This window comes from Streptomyces sp. NPDC050534 (assembly GCF_044457745.1).
Taxonomy (GTDB): Bacteria; Actinomycetota; Actinomycetes; order Streptomycetales; family Streptomycetaceae; genus Streptomyces.
In genome coordinates, this window is record NZ_JBITHF010000021.1 from 54,492 (window position 1) to 71,721 (window position 17,230).

A 17,230-nucleotide genomic window follows, 5' to 3' on the forward strand; every position below is an offset into this window, starting at 1 on the left:
GCGCCACGCCAGGCCGCTACAGCACGCTCCGCTTCATCGCTGCGCCGTCCCACTCAGGCCGATCTATCGCAGCTAGGCACACAAACGCCGTCTCTCCCAAGGGCGTTCCGGCAGCCCACCTGTCTCGAGATTGGTCTCGGCCAAATATCGCAGCGCCTGTCGCGTACATGACTTTCAGTGTCTACGGTGTGACCGCTCGTGCGTTGTGGGTGGGGTTCACGGGAGCCATGCGCTCTGTGAAGTGCTCTGGGGAGGGCGCAATGCGATTACGGGGCGGATTTCTTCGCGCAGTCAGACATGGTCGACGACGGCTGGCGACGGTGGGTGCGCTGGTTCTCGCCCTGGCCGCGGGCACTGTGTCAGCCGATGCAACGCCACCACACCCCGATCTTTCCCGCGCTTCTGTCACCTCGCAGACGGCACCACCCCAACTCTCCCAGCAGGAAGCCGAACCTGCCCCCACGGATACAGATTCCGCCGCCGCTGAATCCACCACCGACAACGCTGTCTACGCCTACGACGCCGCGGGCCGCCTGGTCGGCGTGAGTGACCCCGATGGTGAGACCGCCCGCTACCGCTACGACGAGGCCGGCAACCGGCTGGGCATCGACCGGTATGCCTCCAGCACCCTGTCGGTGCTGTCGGTGGTCCCGGTCAGGGCCGCGGCGGGTGCGAAGGTCACCCTGTCCGGCACCGGCTTCTCCCCCACCGCGGCGAGCAATGCCGTGACGTTCGGCGGCAAGGCCGCCACCGTCACGTCGGCCTCCGTCACCCGCCTCGTGGTGAGCGTGCCCGCGGATGCGGTCAGCGGCAAGGTGGCCGTGACCGTGGCCGGGAAGAGTGTCGAAGCCGCCGAGTCGTTCACGGTGGCCCCCTCCGGCCCCACCCTCTCGAAGATCGAACCTGCCTCCGGCGTGACCGGCGATCAAGTCGTCCTCACCGGCACCGGGTTCGCGGCCGCCGCGACCGACAACGTCGTCCGCTTCAACGGCATCGTCGCCGAAATCAAGGCCCGCACCAGCACCTCCCTGACGGTCGAGGTCCCGCCCAACGCCCGCACCGGACGGGTGGAATTGGCCACCCCGGACGGCTCGGCCACGGCGCCCAGCGACTTCACCGTCACCGCGGACGCCAGCGAGGCGCTGTTCGACACGACCATGCGCGCCTCAGTGACCGACACGGACCCCTCCCAGGTCGCGGTGGTGACCGCCGGGCACAAGGCGCGGATCCTGTTCGATGCGGACCGCGGTGACGCGATCGGGTTCGGTCTGCAGGGGGCCACGTTCTCCGCCCTCGCCGACATCAGCCTCGTCTCCCCGCAGGGCACCACCGTGTCGGCGAGCAACTTCTCCGGCACGTCGGCCGATTGGGAGGCGCTGAACCTTCCGGAGACGGGGACCTACCAGTTCGTCATCGACCCGCGCGGCAGCACCGACACCGGCTCGGTGGCCGTGTTCCTGTCCAAGCCGGTGGGCGAGGCGGTGGCCTTCGACGGGCCGACCGTGACGACCAGTCTGTCCCGGATGGGGCAGGACGGTGCCTGGTCGTTCACCGCGGCCCAGGGCGAGTCGTTGAGCGTCGGGGTCGACGCCACGGCGATGAGCAGCTACACCCGCTGCTACGTGTACCGGCCGGACGGCATGCAGGGCGACTACCTGCCCGTCCCGAACGGCGACAGCAACTCCCTCGACGTCGACTCGCTCCCCCAGGCTGGCCAGTACACGCTGCGCTGCGATCCCGACGCGGGCGGTACCGGCAGCGTGAAGGTGGCCATCTCGCACTACGTGCAGGGCGGCACGCTCGATCCGGCCGGCCCGTCGACGACGCTGGATCTCGCCCGGCCGGGACAGGACGGTGTCGCGTCCTTCACCGTGCAGGCCGGGGACCATGTCAGCCTGGGCGCCACGGGCACGACCATCCCGTCCTACGCGGTCCTCGAGATCCACGGGCCGGGCGACAGTTACCTCACCAGCTTCACCTCGGCGCCGGGCCGCGACGCCGACTGGGACAGCGACGCGCTGGCCGCGGCCGGCACCTACACCGTGCGGATAACGGGCCGGAAGCTGGACACCGGCAAGGTGACGCTGACGTTGTCGAAGCCGTCCGAGGCGGGCGCGCTGACGGTGGGCGGCGCCGCGGCCAAGGCGACGGCCAGCCGGCCCGGGCAGGACATCCATGCCACGTTCAGCGCGCAGGCGGGCGACGACCTGTCGCTGGGGCTGGCGGCGAACACGTTCACCAAGAGCCTGTCGGTGACGGTGGTGGCCCCGTCCGGCACCAAGGTGGTCAGCGGACGGCTGGTGTCGGCCGGTGCTTCCGGCACCATTGCGCTGACGGACGTTCCCGAATCCGGTACCTACCAGGTGCAGATCAGCCCCAGCAGCCTGGCCACCGGCACTGTCGACCTCACCCTCAAGACCGCCACCGCGGCCGCAGCCGCCGCAAAGGCCCTCACCACCGTAGTGCCGCACCCCTCGCTGCGCGCGACGTGCCTGGTGGACCAGCTGGCTCGGGGCTTCCTGGTGCCGCGGCCGGACTGGCTCAAGGTGCGCGCCGACCGCTGCGATGCCCTCAAGCGCCAGGCCGCGGCCAAGGAAGCGAAGGCGAAGAAGGCCGCAGGCATCGTGCCCACGGGCGCGGACGCCTGGCATCCGTCCGCCGGCAACCTCAAGGGCCGCGACTGGCTCACCCACCGCAAGCCCGCGCCGAAGGCCCCGGCCCGGCTGCGGGCCCCACCCCACAGCACCGCGATGACCGGCCACGTGCTGAAGCTGGACGGCAAGCCCCTGGCCCAGGTCACGGTCCGCGTGGGCAAGAAGAGCACCCGCACCGACTCCCAGGGCCGCTTCGTCTTGGCCGGCCTCAGTACGTCAGCCAAGACGCTGACCGTGGACGGTACGAGCGCGAACACCGCCAAGCGCAGCTACGGCCGCTACGACATCCGCATCCACCCGGTGGCGGGCCACAGCACGGATCTGGGCTTCCCGGTGTGGATGAGCCCGCTGGACACCAAGCACACCGTCACCTTCGACGCCCCGGCCAAGTCGGACGTCACGCTGACCACGCCCGACATCCCCGGTCTGGAGGTCCGCCTGCCCAAGGGCTCGGTGGTGCGCGATGAGCACGGCAAGCCGGTCACCGAGTTGGGCATCACCGCGATCCCGGTGGACCGCTCGCCGTTCCCGCTGCCGAAGAACAGCGTCGTGCCGATCTTCTTCACGGTGCAGCCGGGCGGCAGCTACGTCTTCCCCGACGGCGCGCAGATCATCTACCCCAACTACACCGACGAAGCCCCCGGCGCCCGGGTCGACTTCCTCGCCTACGACCCGGCGGGTAAGGGCTGGCACACCTACGGGCACGGCACCGTCAGCCGCGACGGCAAGCAGGTCGTCCCGGACACGAAGACGAAGATCTGGTCCTTCACCGGCGCCATGATCAGCGTCTCCGACGCGATCCCCTTCGACATCTCCGCCATCGGCGACGTCTTCGACTGGCTGTCGGGCGACCCGGTCGACCTGCAGACCGGCCTGCTCACCGACTCCCGCACCGACCTCGGCGTCGCGGACCCGCTGGGCTCGGCCGAGGTCACCCGCACCTACTGGCAGGGCGATACCCGCTCCCGCGCCTTCGGCATCGGCCGCGACCTGTCGTACAACATGTACCTGCACTCCAAACACCTCTACACCGAGGTGGACCTGTATCTGCCGGGCGGGAAGAAGGTCCACTTCGTCCGCACCTCGGCCGGCACCTCCTACGGCGACGCCGTCTTCGAACCCGAAGGCACTCCCACCGGCCTCGACGGCTCCAAGATCCAGCAGGAGTCGGGGGGATGGCACCTGCGCCTGCGCGACGGCAGCGACTACATCTTCCCCTGGTACGGGCCGCTGCAGGAGATCCGCGACCGGCACGGCAACGCGATCCGCCTGACCCGCTCCAACGGCACCAAGGGCGACATCACCACCATCATGACCCCGGGCGGCCGCTGGATCTCCCTCACCTACGACGACCAGCACCGCGTCAGCGGCGCCCGGGACAACACCGGCCGCACCACGTCCTACACCTACGACGACGCGGGACGGCTGAAGACGGTCACCGACCCGGCGGGCAAGGCCAGTTCATACACCTACAACGGCGCCTCCAACCGCATCAAGACGGCCACCGACGCCCGCGGCATCGTCTACATGAGCAACGACTACGACACCGACGGCCGCGTCAAGCACCAGACGCTGACCGAGGGGCAGGAGTACTCCTTCGCCTACACCATCACCGGCACCAACCAGGTCACCGCGACGCAGGTGACCCAACCAGGCGGTGCCGTGCGGCGGGTGGAGTTCGACACTGCTGGCTTCGGCGTCGCGGACACCGAGGCCTACGGGACCTCGCTGGCCCGCAAGACGATCTACGAGCGGGGCACCAACCACCGCGTCAGCGCGATCGTCGACCCCTACGGGCGGCGCACCGAGTTGTCCTACGACGCCCACGGGCACGCCACTTCCGCGCTCGAGCTGGCCGGCACCACCGATGCCCGCTCTAGTGGGACGACGACGTTCGACGGGCCCTACGACCAGCCCTCCACCTCCTCCGACTCGCTGGGCCACAGCACCGTCTTCACCTACGACGCGAGCGGTGACCTGCAGACCGCAACCGACCCGGAAGGCCGCAAGACGACCTTCGGCTTCGGCGCGGACGGCCAGCTCAAATCGGCCACCGACAACGCCGACGCCGTCACCGAATACACCTACAGCCACGGGGACCTGGCCTCGGTGAAGGACTCCGAGGGACGCACCAGCCGCCAGTTCACGGACGCGGCCGGCCGCGTCACCGCGTTGCGCGACGAAGCGGGCTCGCTGACGACCGTCACCTACGACAAGCTCAACCAGACCCGGGAGATCACCGACCCCCTCGGCCACACCACCGCCCTCGACTACGACGCCAACGGCAACCTCACCACCCTGACCGACGCCCGCAACAACACGACCACCTGGGGCTACGACGACGCCGACCGGCCCAAGACGGCCACCGACCCCCTTGGCAAGCAGGCCCTGTTCACCTATGACGCGGCCGGTCACCTGAAGCAGACAACGAACCGATCAGGCCAGGCAGCAACCGCCGAATACGACCTGCTCGGACGCCCCAAGACCGCCCAGTACGGGGTCAACGCTCTCAACCAGGCCGAATCCACCGTCAGCTACGACTACTACGACAATGACCTTCCCAAACAGCTCACCGACAGCCAGGCCGGCGCCCAGTCCTTCACCTACGACGTCTACGACCGCCTGAAGTCGACCACTGGCCCCACCGGCACCGTCACGTACGACTACGACAACGGCGACCGGCGCACCAAGATGACCGCGGCCGGGACCAGCACCACCTACGGCTACGACACCTCGGACATCCTGACCTCCATCACATCCGGATCCCAGGAGGTCACCTTCGGCCTGGACGCGGTGGGCCGGGAAAAGACCGCCACTTTGCCGGGCGGGATCACCCGCACCACCGGCTATGACACCACCGGTGTCATAGCCTCCATCGCCTACACCCAAGGCTCCAAGACCATCGGCGATTTGGCCTACACGCGGGACCAGCGCGCCCAACAGACCAGCCTGAGCGGATCGCTTGCCAAAGTGGCTCTTCCCGCAGCGGAAAGCGGCACGCAGTTCGGCAAGGACAACCGTGTTTCCAGCTACGGCGGCCGGACCTTCACCTACAACTTCAACGGACAGCTCACCAACGACGGCCTGCGCACCTACACCTGGAACGCCCGCGGCGAGCTGACCGGCCTGTCCACGGCAGGAACCACCTCAACGTTCGGCTACGACCCAATCGGCGGGCGCATCTCCAAGACCATCGGCGGCACCACCAGCCGGTTCCTCACCGACGGCTCCAACCCGCTGGTGCAGCAGAACGGCTCGGGGACAACCACAGCCACCGTGGCCACCTCGGGCCTCGACGAATACCTCACCCGCAACGAGGGCGGCACGACGCAGGTCTACCTGACCGACGCCCTCGACAGCGTGGTCGGTCTGGCCAATACCGACGGCACCGTCGCCACCACCTACGCCTACGACCCGAACGGCACCCCCACCGTCTCCGGCGCCACCTCGACCAACCCCTACACCTTCACCGGCCGCGAGGACGACCACACCGGTCTGCTCTACTACCGCGACCGCTACTACGACCCCCAGACCGGCCGCTTCATCTCCCAGGACCCGAGCGGCCAGGCCGGGGGCACCAACCTCTACCAGTACGCTCTCGCTTCCCCCACCACCTACACCGACCCCACCGGTAACAATCCACTGATCGCCGGCTGCGTCGTCGGCGGTCTCATGGACGGCGGCCTGGACTGGCTCTCCCAGCGCCTGTCCGGCCGCAAGGTCAACTGGGGACAGGTCGGCCAGTCCGCCGCCATCGGCTGTCTGTCCGGCATGCTCGGTGAAGGCTTCGGCGCCCTGGCCGAGGGCAGGGCAGGCTCCCGCGTGGCGGGCTGCGCCGCCCCCAACAGCTTCACCGGAGACACCCCCGTCCTGATGGCCGACGGAACGCGCAAGCCCATCAGGGACGTCGCCATCGGCGACACAGTGATCGCCAGCGATCCCCGGACCGGGGAAACCGGGCCCCGCAAGGTCACCTCCCTGATCAGGGGGGACGGTCGCAAGAACGTCGTCGATATCACCCTGGATACCGACGGACCCACCGGAACGAAGACCGGCACCATTACCGCTACTGACGGCCACCCCTTCTGGGTCCCGCAACTCCATCAATGGGTCAAAGCCGGCGACCTCGTCGCAGGCCAATGGCTGCAGACCAGCTCCGGCACCTGGGTCCAGATCAGTGCTGCCCGGCACCATGTCAGGCGCACCGCGGTCTACAACCTCACCGTCGACGAACTGCACACCTACTACGTCCTCGCGGCAGGCACTGCAGTCCTCGTTCACAACGACAACCCGCTCGTTTGCCCCTTGAGGGTCTACACCGACCTCCTCAGAATGGGCCCCGGGTCCAACAGCGGTGCAACCAGCGTCCTGTGGACCCCATCCGGCAACATGTACTTCAACGTCAGCCGATTCCGTTCGCCCGCCGAACTAGGGGATTTGCCGCTCGTCCTCAGGAGGGTCGTCAGACAGCTCGACCACCACGGTGGCTGCGCCGAGATCGGTTGCATCACTGATGCCCTCAATGCAGGTGAAAGGATCAAGGGGAGCAGCAGTCTCGCGATGGTCCACAAGCCGTTCGACAACCCGGCCAACAGGCGGCTCATCCCAGGATGCCCCGCCTGCCAGCAGCTCATGCGCCGGCTGGGCATCACCGATACCTTTGGAGGCGGGTGACGACATGGGTGTCATCCTCAAAGATTTGCAGCGTGTGCAGTGGTCACGTCTGCAGGCTGCTGGAGGGGCATCGGCGCGCGCGGTGCCCGCGCTCTTGTCCAAGGCGGCCTGGTCCGACCGGGATACGGCACGTCTGGCCGTGGACGAACTCGGTGACCTTGTCTGTGAATTGGGCTTCGTCGTGCAGGAGGCGACCGCGCCCACCGTCCCCTTTCTCGTCGAGCTGGCTGGCGCCCCCCACGTCTTATGCAAGGCGGACGTCCTTGAACTCCTGCGGAAAATCTTCATTGGACGGCAGTGGAGCGCCGCTTCGCAGGCCTTCTCCTCCGGTACAGACATCCATCTCGCACAGCAGGTGGGATGGGAAGCAGCAGCGCAGGAAGCGGTCAGGGCAGGACACCACGTCTTCGAGGGCCTGACCTCTTCCGTCGACCCTGATGTCGCGCAAGCCGCCGCCAAGCTGCTGCAGTCCTTCGAAGAAGACTCGCGACTCTCCCCCGAGGCCAAGGGGCGTGAAACCAACAGGTGAGACAGCCAAGCAGACGGGGAGTCGTGGGCGGCACGATCGCCGTCGCTGCCCTGGGAACCGGCGGCCTGGCCGCCGCGGGTATGGCGGTCCAACGCAGCGCGGCCGCCCGCCCGAACCAGTCGCCTGCCCTGCGCGCAGCCCCGCTGCCTCATGCCCAGGTCATAGCCCTGGATCAAGCGGCCACAGAGGGCAACGCCAGCGCCCTGCGTGCCGCACACCGCGCAGTTTCTGCGATCGACGGCGGACCAATCGCCGCCTGGTTGGCAGTGGGCGACGGCGCGCTGCCCTCGAAAGCCGAGAGGCCACGTCGTCTCAAGCCGATGCCGTCGTTCGCCGGCGACGTGCTGGATCCATCATATTCCAACGGTGATCTCCTGTTGCAGATCACCGCGACGTCACCTCATACCCTCCGAGAGGCCGTGCACCGGACGCTACGAGCGTTGCCTCAGTGGCGAATACGCTGGCGTATAAACGGCACACGTCCCGAAAACCGCACGCAGGACGGCAGAGAGCTGGCCCGCAACCCCTTCCACTTCACCGAGGGTTACGGCAATCCCGGCACACCGGCAGGCGTTATCGAGCGAGCAGTGGTCAGAGCTGACCAGGATGAGCCGGCCTGGACAGTGGGCGGAAGCTATCAGGTGATCCGGATCATTCGTCTCGCCACCGGTTTCTGGGACCGGGAGACACCCCACGACCAAGAGCGCATCATCGGGCGCCGCAGAGACGGGCGCTGGCTCGATGGCACCCCCGCCGATGAGCGCGCGGTCTTCGCCTCAGACCCACAGGGCAAGATCACACCGCTCGACGCACACGTCCGCCGAGCAACACCCGACCGACGCCATCCCCCACCCCTGGTTCGACGCGGCTACAACTACCATCGCAGCACCGACGACCAAGGCCTGATCTTCTCCTGCTTCCAACGCGACCTCGCCCAAGGCTTCGAAGCCGTGCAGAAGCGGCTGCAGGACGAAGCCATGGCCAAATACATCCTCACCGTCGGAGGCGGCTACTTCTTCGTCCCCCCACCCGGCGATAACTGGCTCGACGCGCTGGCGTGAGCAGGAACGGTATAGCGGATGAGACCGACGCCGACCCTATCGCTCGGACCTCCGCCACGACGTGCGGTGTCAACAATGGCCGCTCATTGGGCCGTTGATGCCGGAGCCGGTTCCCCAAACTGGTGCAGGACCGAGCACGGGCACCGGAGCTGCAGACATGATCACGGCAGGAGGCTTCGTCTCCACGCACGCCGTCCTTGGAGTGCGCGGTCTGGGAACCGGCGTAAGGCTCGGACCGCCACAGGTTGCCGGGGCTGCGGAGACGCCGCCGAGCTCGAGGTGCAGGTCACCTCCAATTCACGCTGCGGGCCTACCAGCAGGGCTGGTTCCAGGACGCACCGTGAGAAGCCCCGGGTGGAACTTGCGGACAAGGCTGCGGTCGGCACCGTGGAACGAAGGCGTCGTCCATCAGGCATGGATTCCCGCTCCTTTGATGGTGGACTTCGTCGCGGGGCTGGGCGTCGTCCGGCATCACCAGGTCGGCTTCTTCGACCTGCCGGAGTTCGCACGGGACGAGATCGGCGACGAGTTCCGCCTCGGCATGGGGGTCCACCAGGTCGAGTCGCTGATCGCGGCGGGACGGTGGCGCTGTGTGCCGATGGCGGCCGGCCTGGCCACGCTGATGAGTCGGGGAGTCGGGCCGGCAGGTGGTCAGGTTGTACTGGTCCGTGCACGTGTCGGCGCTGGAGGGCGTCCTGGACCAAGTCCGCACACGGCTCGTCCAGTTGGTCGCCGAGCTGAAGGCCGTGATGCCGCGCGGCCAGCAGGATCCGATGCCGGACCAGGTCGCGCACGTCCTGGAGGGCTTCCCGAGCATCAACATCCATGCCGGTGACCACGCCTCCGTCGAGGTGCACGCGCCGGTCGCGCTGGCGCAGCACGGTGGCAGGGCCAGTGCCAGCGTCGCCGGGCAGGGGCGGCGAATGCCGCTGCGCCGCGTGCCCGTTGGGTGGGTCGTCCTGGTCGCGCTCGCGGCTGCGGCGGCCGTCAGCGCCTGGATCACGTGGGCGTGATCCAGGCGGTGGCCCACGTGCAGGTGCCCGAAGGCGGGCCCGGGCTGCGCCGGGGGTCCCGCACGTCATGGAGCGGGCGGGCGCGTGGTGCGCACGGTCACGAGGACGCCGTGGGGCGGGAGTTGGTGTGACCGGCGCAACGGCATTCCCGAATCACCCCAGGAATATTCCGTGTTAATGTTCTGAGGTCTGATCTGAGGTGGTGTGGTGTGGTGACGTCCGGTGACCTGCAGGCGCATCCCGGGATGCTCGCGCTTGCGCGCGAGTCGCGGGGGATGACGCAGACCGGGGTCGCCGATGCCATGACCAAGGCGTCGGACGGGGCGGCCGTCGTCTCCCAGGGTTACGTCAGCCGGGCGGAGTCGGGACGGCTGTCGGTCGGCGAGGACCGGCTGGTGCTGTACGCCGCCGCCCTCGGCTATCCCTCGGAGCTGCTGTGCGTGGATCCGCAGGTGAGCGGCGTGGGCGTGGGGCTGATCCATCACCGCAAGCGGGCCTCGCTGTCCGCGCCGGCACTGCGCCGCATTCACGCCCAACTCGCCCTGGTGCGGCTGCAGGTGTCGGGGATGGCGGGTGCCGCCGCCCTTGCGGAGGACGGGCACCGGGTCCCGCGGGTGGTCCTGGACGATCTCACGACCGCCCGGGACGCGGCGCGCCAGGTGCGCCGGGAGTGGGGACTGCCCGCGGGACCAGTGGCCGATGTGATCGGTTCCCTTGAGACGGCGGGTGCCTGGGTCGTGGTGCGCGACCTGGGCAGCAGGCTGCTGGACGCGGTCAGTCAGTGGGACGGCCGCCAGATGCCGCTGATGCTGGTCAACGACCGTGCTCCGGGCGACCGTTGCCGCTTCAGCGTCGCGCACGAGCTGGGGCATCTGGTGATGCACTGCGAACCCGGCACCGCGGGAGAGCAGGAGAAGCAGGCCGACGCCTTCGCCTCGGAGTTCCTGATGCCCGCGGCCGACATCCGGCAGGCGTTCACCGGCGGGGTGGACCTGGCCCGGCTGGCGGAGCTCAAGCGGATCTGGCGGGTGTCCATGAGTGCCCTGCTGCGGCGCGCGGTCGACCTGAACGCTCTCAGCGACTGGCAGTACCGCACCGTGGTGGTGGAGATGTCGGCGCTCGGCTACCGCACCGCCGAGCCGGTCGACATCGCCCCGGAACGGCCGCGGCGCGTGGACGCGCTGGTCGACACCCTGTTGTCGGAGCGCGGGCTGGACATCGACCGGGCGGCGGCCTGTGCCCGCCTGCTGCCCGGGGACTTTGAGCGCCTGTACGTGGCAGGCGACCGCTCGTTATCCCATGCCGCTTCGAAGGTGAGGCCATGATCGACCCGTCTGCTCCGCTGCCGCGTCCCCGCTCGGATCTTACCGAGCCGCCCGACGTACCCCAGGTTTTGACCGGTGCGCTGCGCGTGCTGCAGGGCCGTCTGCTGCTGCACGTGAGCCCGGCCCGCGTCGGCTACTTCCGCCCGCAGCTCGACGCGGGCCGCAGCGGGCTGGTGCTGTGCGGCCCCAACGCCCTGCAGCAGGCCAGGAAGCTGCGCGGTGCCGAGCAGTTCGGCGGACCGCTGCTGGTGGACCCGGCCGTGTACGAGGTGCGGGCGGCGAGCGGGGATGAGCCTTTCCCCAACGCCTGCGAGGACACGTTCGCCTTCGACGATCCGCTGGCCGTGTCGCTGGCGGAGCAGCGGGCCGTAGGCGTCACCGCGCCGATGAGCCCGACCGGATACCTCCACGCGGAGGACTCCGAGGCGCTCAAGGCGGCGGTGCGCCAGGTGGCCGCACTGGACGATCCGCAGGTCGTCTTCGCCGCGCCCGTCGACGTGGGCTGGCTGCGGGAGGAGGACTCGGTGCGGCAGCTGATCGCCTGCCTGCGGCTGGTGCCCGGGCCCAAGGCCCTCATGCTGGGAGGGCAGATGGACCCGCTCGCCCGTCACCCCAGGTCCGTCGACCATCTGCGGCGCATCGTCGCCGAGGTGCCGGGCGCCGCGCTGTTGCGCACCGACCTGGCCGCTTTCGGCGCGCTGGCCGCGGGGGCGGCGTTCACGGCGTTCGGCGCCGGCAGCCGGCTGCGGCACATCGTCGCCCCCGGCGAGAAGGCCAAGACCAGCAAGAACTTCTCGACGTCACCGCACGTGCTGTTTCCCGAGCTGATGCACTTCTTCCTCGGCAAGACGCTGGCCGACCGCTTCGCCGGCGCCGCAGCACCGGTCTGCGGCTGCGCGGTGTGCGAGGGGGTGCGGGCGCTGGATTCGTTCGCCAGCAACGCGGGCGACCGGCAGACGCGGGCGGCCGCGCACAACGTGGCGGTCCTGATGGAGTGGCTGCGCACCCTGACCGCCCTGCCGTCCGGCCGTGCGCGCCAGCAGTGGTGGCACGAGCGCTGCCTGGCGGCCGTCGACCGGTATCCACTGCTGAACGCGCAGCTGCTGCAGCCCAACGGGTTCAAGGTGCCCCCGCAGCTCAAGCGGTGGGCGCTGGCCGCCCCGGCCGATGAGGCGGCATCGGCGCGGGCGGACGCAAATGACTACCGCAGGAGCTGATACAGCTCCTCCATGAAACACCATGCGGCAGCGGTGTGGCGCAGCGGCCGGTACGGGGCCGGCTCCAGCACCATCTCGACGCCGTCACCGGCGGCGAGGAAGACACCGATGCCGTAGAAGTCGGCCTCGGTCAGCGCCTCATCCAGGTGCGCGGGGCGGCGGGTGAGCAGCATGGCGCGGCGGCAGAACGGAGCGAACCGGCCGGCATCGTGCAGCCCCTGGCGCCATCCGGAGGCCCGGACGACCGCCAGGTCGACATGTACCGGGCGCACCGCGCGCCGGGTCACCGACGTGCGATCACGGTCCACGCACCCTGCGGGCAGGGCCCGCACGGCGCGCCGCTGGTCGGCATCGAGGGTGGCGAGCGGAACGGGGGCGTCCACCGGGAGGTCCAGGAGGGTCTCCAGCGCCGCCATCCGGTCAAGGCGGGTGGCAGCGGCCTGCCGGCGCCGGGCGTGCTCGGCCACATCCGGCCGGTAGAAGAACAGGGCCTCCACGCCCTGCAGGGATGCAACCTGGGTCTGCGCGCCCGTCTCCAGCAGAGCGGCGGATGCCGTCCGTACGGAACGGTCGATCACGGAGTTCGCCAAGGTCGCCATGGCCTCCACCCTGCCTCACCGGGCCTCGGCCGCACGCGGCGGCCCCGTCGTCTATCCAACCCGTATGGGTACGGGTGCTTGTGCCAAACAGCTCAACAGGCCTTCAAGACACTGCCAGAGCGCGTCGTTGTCACTGCGCCGGTACCAGCGGCGCCTCTCCCCCGCGACCCGCGGCAGCTTCCGGGCCAGGCCCGCCTCCACCAGAGCCCGCATCGGCGCCTGGTAGACACTCGCCGGCACCTGACGGGCCACCGCGAGATCGCCCAGACACACTCCGTGCCCGTCCGCCGAGGCGAGCGCCAGCATCAGCTCCGCCCGGTAGCGGTTGCCGAACACCGGTACGGACACCTCGCGCAGCCGCTCCAAGGCTTCTTGAGACATGATTCATGATTCGCTAATCACGAATCCTGTGTCAAGGGGGCGACGGGCCGCCTGTCGAACGCCTTGCCTGACCTGGAAGCTCGGCGCGACAGCCACCGCCGTACCGCCCCCGGGCGGTATGGGCACGCCGAGCGCAGCCAGAAAGGACGTGAAGCCCGCCGATGCTGCCGCTGCCGACGGCGTGAGCGAGGAGATGGCCCGGTGTCGCTGCACCACGACGGGCGTGGCCAGGCAGGCTCGCACCCGAACTGGATGATCGCTGATCGTCCACGGCACGACGGCCACGGTCGGCTTCGCAGACGGGTCACGCCTCCGCCGCGCCGCGGCCCCATGAAATGGGTTCACGGGGCAGCTATTTGATGAATCGGTGATCGTCTCGCTCTTACTTAGTGACTGCGCCTGACAACCCGGTCTCGTAGCGAGGAGGTTCCGATGGCCGAACCGGCCGTGGTGGGGCTGAGCGCAATGCTCTTGGCTCTGCGATATTTCTACCCGTACCCAGGCGTCCTCCTCCGGGCCTGGATCAGCGGGCGGGAAGCACGATCACGCCAGGACCTCCTTCGGGCGGTCATTCCCCTGCTTCCCGATGGGGGTGTGATCACCTGGTCCGGTGCCGGAGAGGGAAACTCCTTGGTGTGCTCCTGGCCTGCCGCCCCGGGGCAGCATCAAGCCCAGGGACTGGTACCCGCAAGGAGCGCGCCTTGGACATGAAAACGCCCGACGACCCGGACCCCTCTGCGGACAGGTGGGCCAGCCAGTCGAGCTTCACCAACTTCTACGCCTCAGAGGTCAGGCTCATCGTCCTGTTCGTGTACAAGAACGGTGCGACGTGGGATGACGCATGGGACGCGACCCAGAACGCCTTCGCGGAGACGTTCCAGCGGTGGGACAGCATCGACTACCCGGCGAAGTACGTGCGGGCCACCGCACTGCGCAACTACCGGGCGCAGCAGCAGCGTTCGAGCGAGGACGTCCGGCGGGCCACCGAAGCGGAATGGTTCTACTTCCCGTCCTTCGACCAGCTCAAGCTCCTCGACGAGGAGAAGGATGTCATCGATGCCATCGCAAAGTTGCCTGACCGGCAGCGTGAAGTCATGGCCTGGAGCTACGACGGTTTCAGCATTTCGGAGATCTCGGATCTGCTCCGTGTCGACGCCGGCCGTGTCCGCTCGAACCTGCACCTGGCACGCAAAAGGCTCAAGGAAGCCCTCAACGACAATCGCGACTGGTTCATGGGGGGTGACGAATGAGCACTCCGTGGGACGACCTCGACAAGGACGAGCTGCAGGATCAGGCTTTCGACAAGTACGTCGCGGCCGTGTCCGACTCCGCAGTGGACTCCCTGCATAACGTGATCAGCCTGGGCGATGGCCTCAACCAGGTGATCCAGAGGGCACGGGTGATGCCCCGCCCCGAGCGGCAGCGGGACAACGAGCAGCAGGGCTCCGAACCGGCCCAGGCCGGCTCACCGGGTGAGCCTGTGCTGAGGGGCCGCATCAAGTGGTTCGACTCTCGCGAGGGCATGGGCTATATCGCCGTGACCCGAGGCCGCGAAGTCCCGGTTCACTGCCAGGATTTCAAGGTCTTCTCGCGGGCGCCGAAACCCGGGGAACAGGTCGAGTTCGTGATCAAGAACGGCAGGGCCGGCGATGTACGCCTGCTCATGCCGCCGTCGGACGTCTGACCGCGGCACCATCGGCCGGTCCCGGAACCCGGATGCGGGCTCCCGGACCGGCTGATCGCCGAACCCGTCGGGCTTGATCACCACCGGCAGGGCAACACAGTTCATCACGTGCGCTCTTGGTGGGCGCGGACGAAGACATGAGGGTCCGGGAACGAGACGCCCCTCCGGGGCGGGGCTGGCGCTTTCGTCGCCCCGCTGGGTAGGCAGCGGGAGGCGTCTTCGCGTGAGATTCGTGGGCGTTGAGGCCATCCGTCTAGCCGTTGCAGGCCCAGTGGCCGGTGATGTGGAACAGGGGCTTCTCCTGGTCGTTCTCCTGCTCCCAGGGAGCAAGCCAGGCGTCCAGGGTGCCGGAGGTCAGTCCGTGGTCGATCGTGACCAACGCCTTGCCCTTGTTGCGGTCATCAGGGAGGTAGTAGACGTACCGGAACTTCCCCGCCCCGCCGCCGAGCACGACGCTGCTCGGAGCCTTGTCCGAGGCGACGTCGAAGGTCAGCACGTTCGGCTCGCCCTGCGTGTCGGCGTCGTACACCGCAAGGTGCTTGCCCGGCTTCGGCGAACCGAAGGAAGCACCGTTACCGATGGAGATCTCCCAGTCGATGTCGCTCACGCGTACCGTGAACTGCGCCTGCCAAAAGCCGTCATCGGCGGGCATCACGCACTGCGTGGCGCCTTCGGGCACGGTGTAGTCGTAGTGGGCCCCGTCCTTGCCGTGGCGTACCTTCAGCGCTCCGCGAGCGGTCCCCTGGATGTCTCCGCTGAAGCGCAGGCTGGTTCCAGCACGTGATGCGCTCGCCGCCTTGCTCGCCTTCGATCTCGCCTTTATGACCGGGTGCTTGCTGCTGTCCGGAGCGGACCCGTGAGCCGTGCAGGCGCCGACCGTCCCCAGCGCCATCACCATGCCAATGATCATCTTCTTGCCGGCCATACCGGTTCTACCCCCCTGCAAAGTCGTCATGGTGGTCTACCACCGCCTGTAGCTTGCACCAAAACCCGAGGGACACGTCCGTTGAACGGAGTCGTCGGCCACCCCCGCCCCGAAGACGCTGCTCAAGGCCCGTCCCCGCCGGGCCGACACCAACGCCGCCTGCAGGACATCGGTCCCAGCGGGAGGCCCACTCTTGGTGTGCTACTGGCCGCCTCGGCGACCGGGGGCCGGCGCACTGACTCAACCCAGGCGACCGGCCTACACGAACGCCCCGTCATCCAAAGGTCGTTGGAGCCGCCCAAGCAGAACCAACGACCGCAGGGGCTCGGCGTGGCCGCTCACTGGGCATAGCGGTGGCACCGGAAGCAAGGGCGAGCACGACAACCTCGCCGACGAGGACGCTGAGGGCGCCACGGGTCGGGCCGCTCGCCTTCCCCGTCGGCGAAAACCAGCCGCGTCACACGCTTGTGCGCGGCTGTCGCCGCCCGTCCGGACTACTCCACCGCCAGACTGATCCTCTGCAGCCCGAACTACCGCCGATGCAAGGGGAGTTGAACTCACCTCAGCGGAACCAGCAACTACTGGGCATCAAACCGGTTCTTTGACCACCACAACCGACGGCTCCCGCACGCTGAGCAGTCAACGCTCTTGGTGAGCAATCCGGTCAGCACCCTCACAAACCCGCAGGTCTCAAGCACTCAGCAGGTGAACTGGAGGCACTGACCATCGGTCAACTCTTGTGCGATCCGCTCTCCGAACTGAGCAAACCGCACGTCAGCACTCAAGGATCTGCTCACCGAATCGGCGACCGCCACAGGGCACACGAGGTCCAGGACACGGCGGCGCAGGGCCCGGCGCAGCCGGGGCCCGGGAGGTAGCGGCCACCCACGGCAGTGACGGTGCACCGTACGCGCGCGGGTGCCCAAGAGCGCAGCGACCACAGCGGCGTTGCCGACGTAGGCGGCCAGAAGGAATGCCATCTGCGCCTGGTGGCCTGCCGGGAACCGCGCGGCGGACTCGGCCTGCTCTTCCGGGTGGAGGAAGGCGTCGTGGCGCTCGCAGCGCGGCGCCTTCCTGTTGTTCCGGGCGATGCCCGGCGAGCTGGTGTTCATGACGTCAGGAGTCTGCCCGGGGCCGTCTGTGGACAGAGGACGGCCGGTGGGACCGT

12 protein-coding genes are annotated in these 17,230 nt (G+C 68.6%); 8 read left to right on the forward strand and 4 right to left on the reverse strand.

The window, feature by feature from the left end; all coding sequences use genetic code 11:
• Positions 1-260: 260 nt before the first annotated feature.
• The 6 genes from ACIBN2_RS43520 to ACIBN2_RS43545 all read left to right on the forward strand — a co-directional run bounded on the left by ACIBN2_RS43520 (position 261) and on the right by ACIBN2_RS43545 (position 12,473).
• On the forward strand, positions 261-7,328 hold the full coding sequence (locus ACIBN2_RS43520) for an RHS repeat-associated core domain-containing protein (protein WP_399143308.1): 7,068 nt from the start codon (positions 261-263) through the stop codon (positions 7,326-7,328).
• A 4-nt stretch (positions 7,329-7,332) separates the two neighbouring features.
• Positions 7,333-7,857, forward strand: a complete 525-nt coding sequence (locus ACIBN2_RS43525) for a hypothetical protein (protein ID WP_399143310.1) — start codon at positions 7,333-7,335, stop codon at positions 7,855-7,857.
• Positions 7,858-7,880: 23 nt separating this feature from the next.
• Positions 7,881-8,918: a Dyp-type peroxidase gene (locus ACIBN2_RS43530; RefSeq protein WP_399143311.1), complete on the forward strand. Its 1,038-nt coding sequence runs from the start codon at positions 7,881-7,883 to the stop codon at positions 8,916-8,918.
• A 647-nt stretch (positions 8,919-9,565) separates the two neighbouring features.
• Positions 9,566-9,931, forward strand: a complete 366-nt coding sequence (locus tag ACIBN2_RS43535; RefSeq protein ID WP_399143313.1) for a hypothetical protein — start codon at positions 9,566-9,568, stop codon at positions 9,929-9,931.
• A gap of 212 nt (positions 9,932-10,143) precedes the next feature.
• Complete coding sequence (locus tag ACIBN2_RS43540; protein WP_399143315.1) at positions 10,144-11,256, forward strand: ImmA/IrrE family metallo-endopeptidase; 1,113 nt, start codon at positions 10,144-10,146, stop codon at positions 11,254-11,256.
• Complete coding sequence (locus ACIBN2_RS43545; protein ID WP_399143316.1) at positions 11,253-12,473, forward strand: hypothetical protein; 1,221 nt, start codon at positions 11,253-11,255, stop codon at positions 12,471-12,473. Before ACIBN2_RS43540 ends, ACIBN2_RS43545 begins: the two co-directional genes overlap by 4 nt.
• On the opposite strand, the gene ACIBN2_RS43550 is transcribed toward ACIBN2_RS43545, so the two are convergent.
• The gene (locus ACIBN2_RS43550; RefSeq protein WP_399143317.1) at positions 12,458-13,072 is read right to left on the reverse strand and encodes a hypothetical protein; all 615 of its coding nucleotides are present in this window, start codon (positions 13,070-13,072) and stop codon (positions 12,458-12,460) included. The genes ACIBN2_RS43545 and ACIBN2_RS43550 overlap by 16 nt on opposite strands.
• Positions 13,073-13,123: 51 nt before the next feature.
• The gene (locus tag ACIBN2_RS43555) at positions 13,124-13,453 is read right to left on the reverse strand and encodes a hypothetical protein (RefSeq protein WP_399143319.1); all 330 of its coding nucleotides are present in this window, start codon (positions 13,451-13,453) and stop codon (positions 13,124-13,126) included.
• 707 nt (positions 13,454-14,160) lie between these two features.
• Between ACIBN2_RS43555 and ACIBN2_RS43560 the strand changes: the two genes are divergently transcribed.
• Together ACIBN2_RS43560 and ACIBN2_RS43565 are read left to right on the forward strand one after the other, a co-directional pair.
• Positions 14,161-14,703 (forward strand): RNA polymerase sigma factor, encoded by a 543-nt coding sequence (locus tag ACIBN2_RS43560; RefSeq protein WP_399143321.1) that lies wholly within the window; start codon positions 14,161-14,163, stop codon positions 14,701-14,703.
• Entirely contained in the window at positions 14,700-15,137 is a 438-nt protein-coding gene (locus ACIBN2_RS43565) for a cold shock domain-containing protein (RefSeq protein ID WP_399143323.1), read from the forward strand. Before ACIBN2_RS43560 ends, ACIBN2_RS43565 begins: the two co-directional genes overlap by 4 nt.
• 253 nt (positions 15,138-15,390) lie before the next feature.
• On the opposite strand, the gene ACIBN2_RS43570 is transcribed toward ACIBN2_RS43565, so the two are convergent.
• Positions 15,391-16,062 (reverse strand): hypothetical protein, encoded by a 672-nt coding sequence (locus ACIBN2_RS43570; RefSeq protein WP_399143324.1) that lies wholly within the window; start codon positions 16,060-16,062, stop codon positions 15,391-15,393.
• Between the two features lie 698 nt (positions 16,063-16,760).
• The gene (locus ACIBN2_RS43575; RefSeq protein WP_399143326.1) at positions 16,761-17,174 is read right to left on the reverse strand and encodes a hypothetical protein; all 414 of its coding nucleotides are present in this window, start codon (positions 17,172-17,174) and stop codon (positions 16,761-16,763) included.
• Between the last annotated feature and the right edge of the window lie 56 nt (positions 17,175-17,230).

What these genes read in the sequence shown, in the direction of transcription:
- ACIBN2_RS43575 (WP_399143326.1), bottom strand. Translation starts at nt 17,174, where the DNA reads ATGAACACCAGCTCGCCGGGCATCGCCCGGAACAACAGGAAGGCGCCG.
- ACIBN2_RS43550 (WP_399143317.1), bottom strand. Translation starts at nt 13,072, where the DNA reads ATGGCGACCTTGGCGAACTCCGTGATCGACCGTTCCGTACGGACGGCA.
- ACIBN2_RS43560 (WP_399143321.1), top strand. Translation starts at nt 14,161, where the DNA reads ATGAAAACGCCCGACGACCCGGACCCCTCTGCGGACAGGTGGGCCAGC.
- ACIBN2_RS43525 (WP_399143310.1), top strand. Translation starts at nt 7,333, where the DNA reads ATGGGTGTCATCCTCAAAGATTTGCAGCGTGTGCAGTGGTCACGTCTG.
- ACIBN2_RS43565 (WP_399143323.1), top strand. Translation starts at nt 14,700, where the DNA reads ATGAGCACTCCGTGGGACGACCTCGACAAGGACGAGCTGCAGGATCAG.
- ACIBN2_RS43555 (WP_399143319.1), bottom strand. Translation starts at nt 13,453, where the DNA reads ATGTCTCAAGAAGCCTTGGAGCGGCTGCGCGAGGTGTCCGTACCGGTG.
- ACIBN2_RS43520 (WP_399143308.1), top strand. Translation starts at nt 261, where the DNA reads ATGCGATTACGGGGCGGATTTCTTCGCGCAGTCAGACATGGTCGACGA.
- ACIBN2_RS43545 (WP_399143316.1), top strand. Translation starts at nt 11,253, where the DNA reads ATGATCGACCCGTCTGCTCCGCTGCCGCGTCCCCGCTCGGATCTTACC.
- ACIBN2_RS43570 (WP_399143324.1), bottom strand. Translation starts at nt 16,062, where the DNA reads ATGGCCGGCAAGAAGATGATCATTGGCATGGTGATGGCGCTGGGGACG.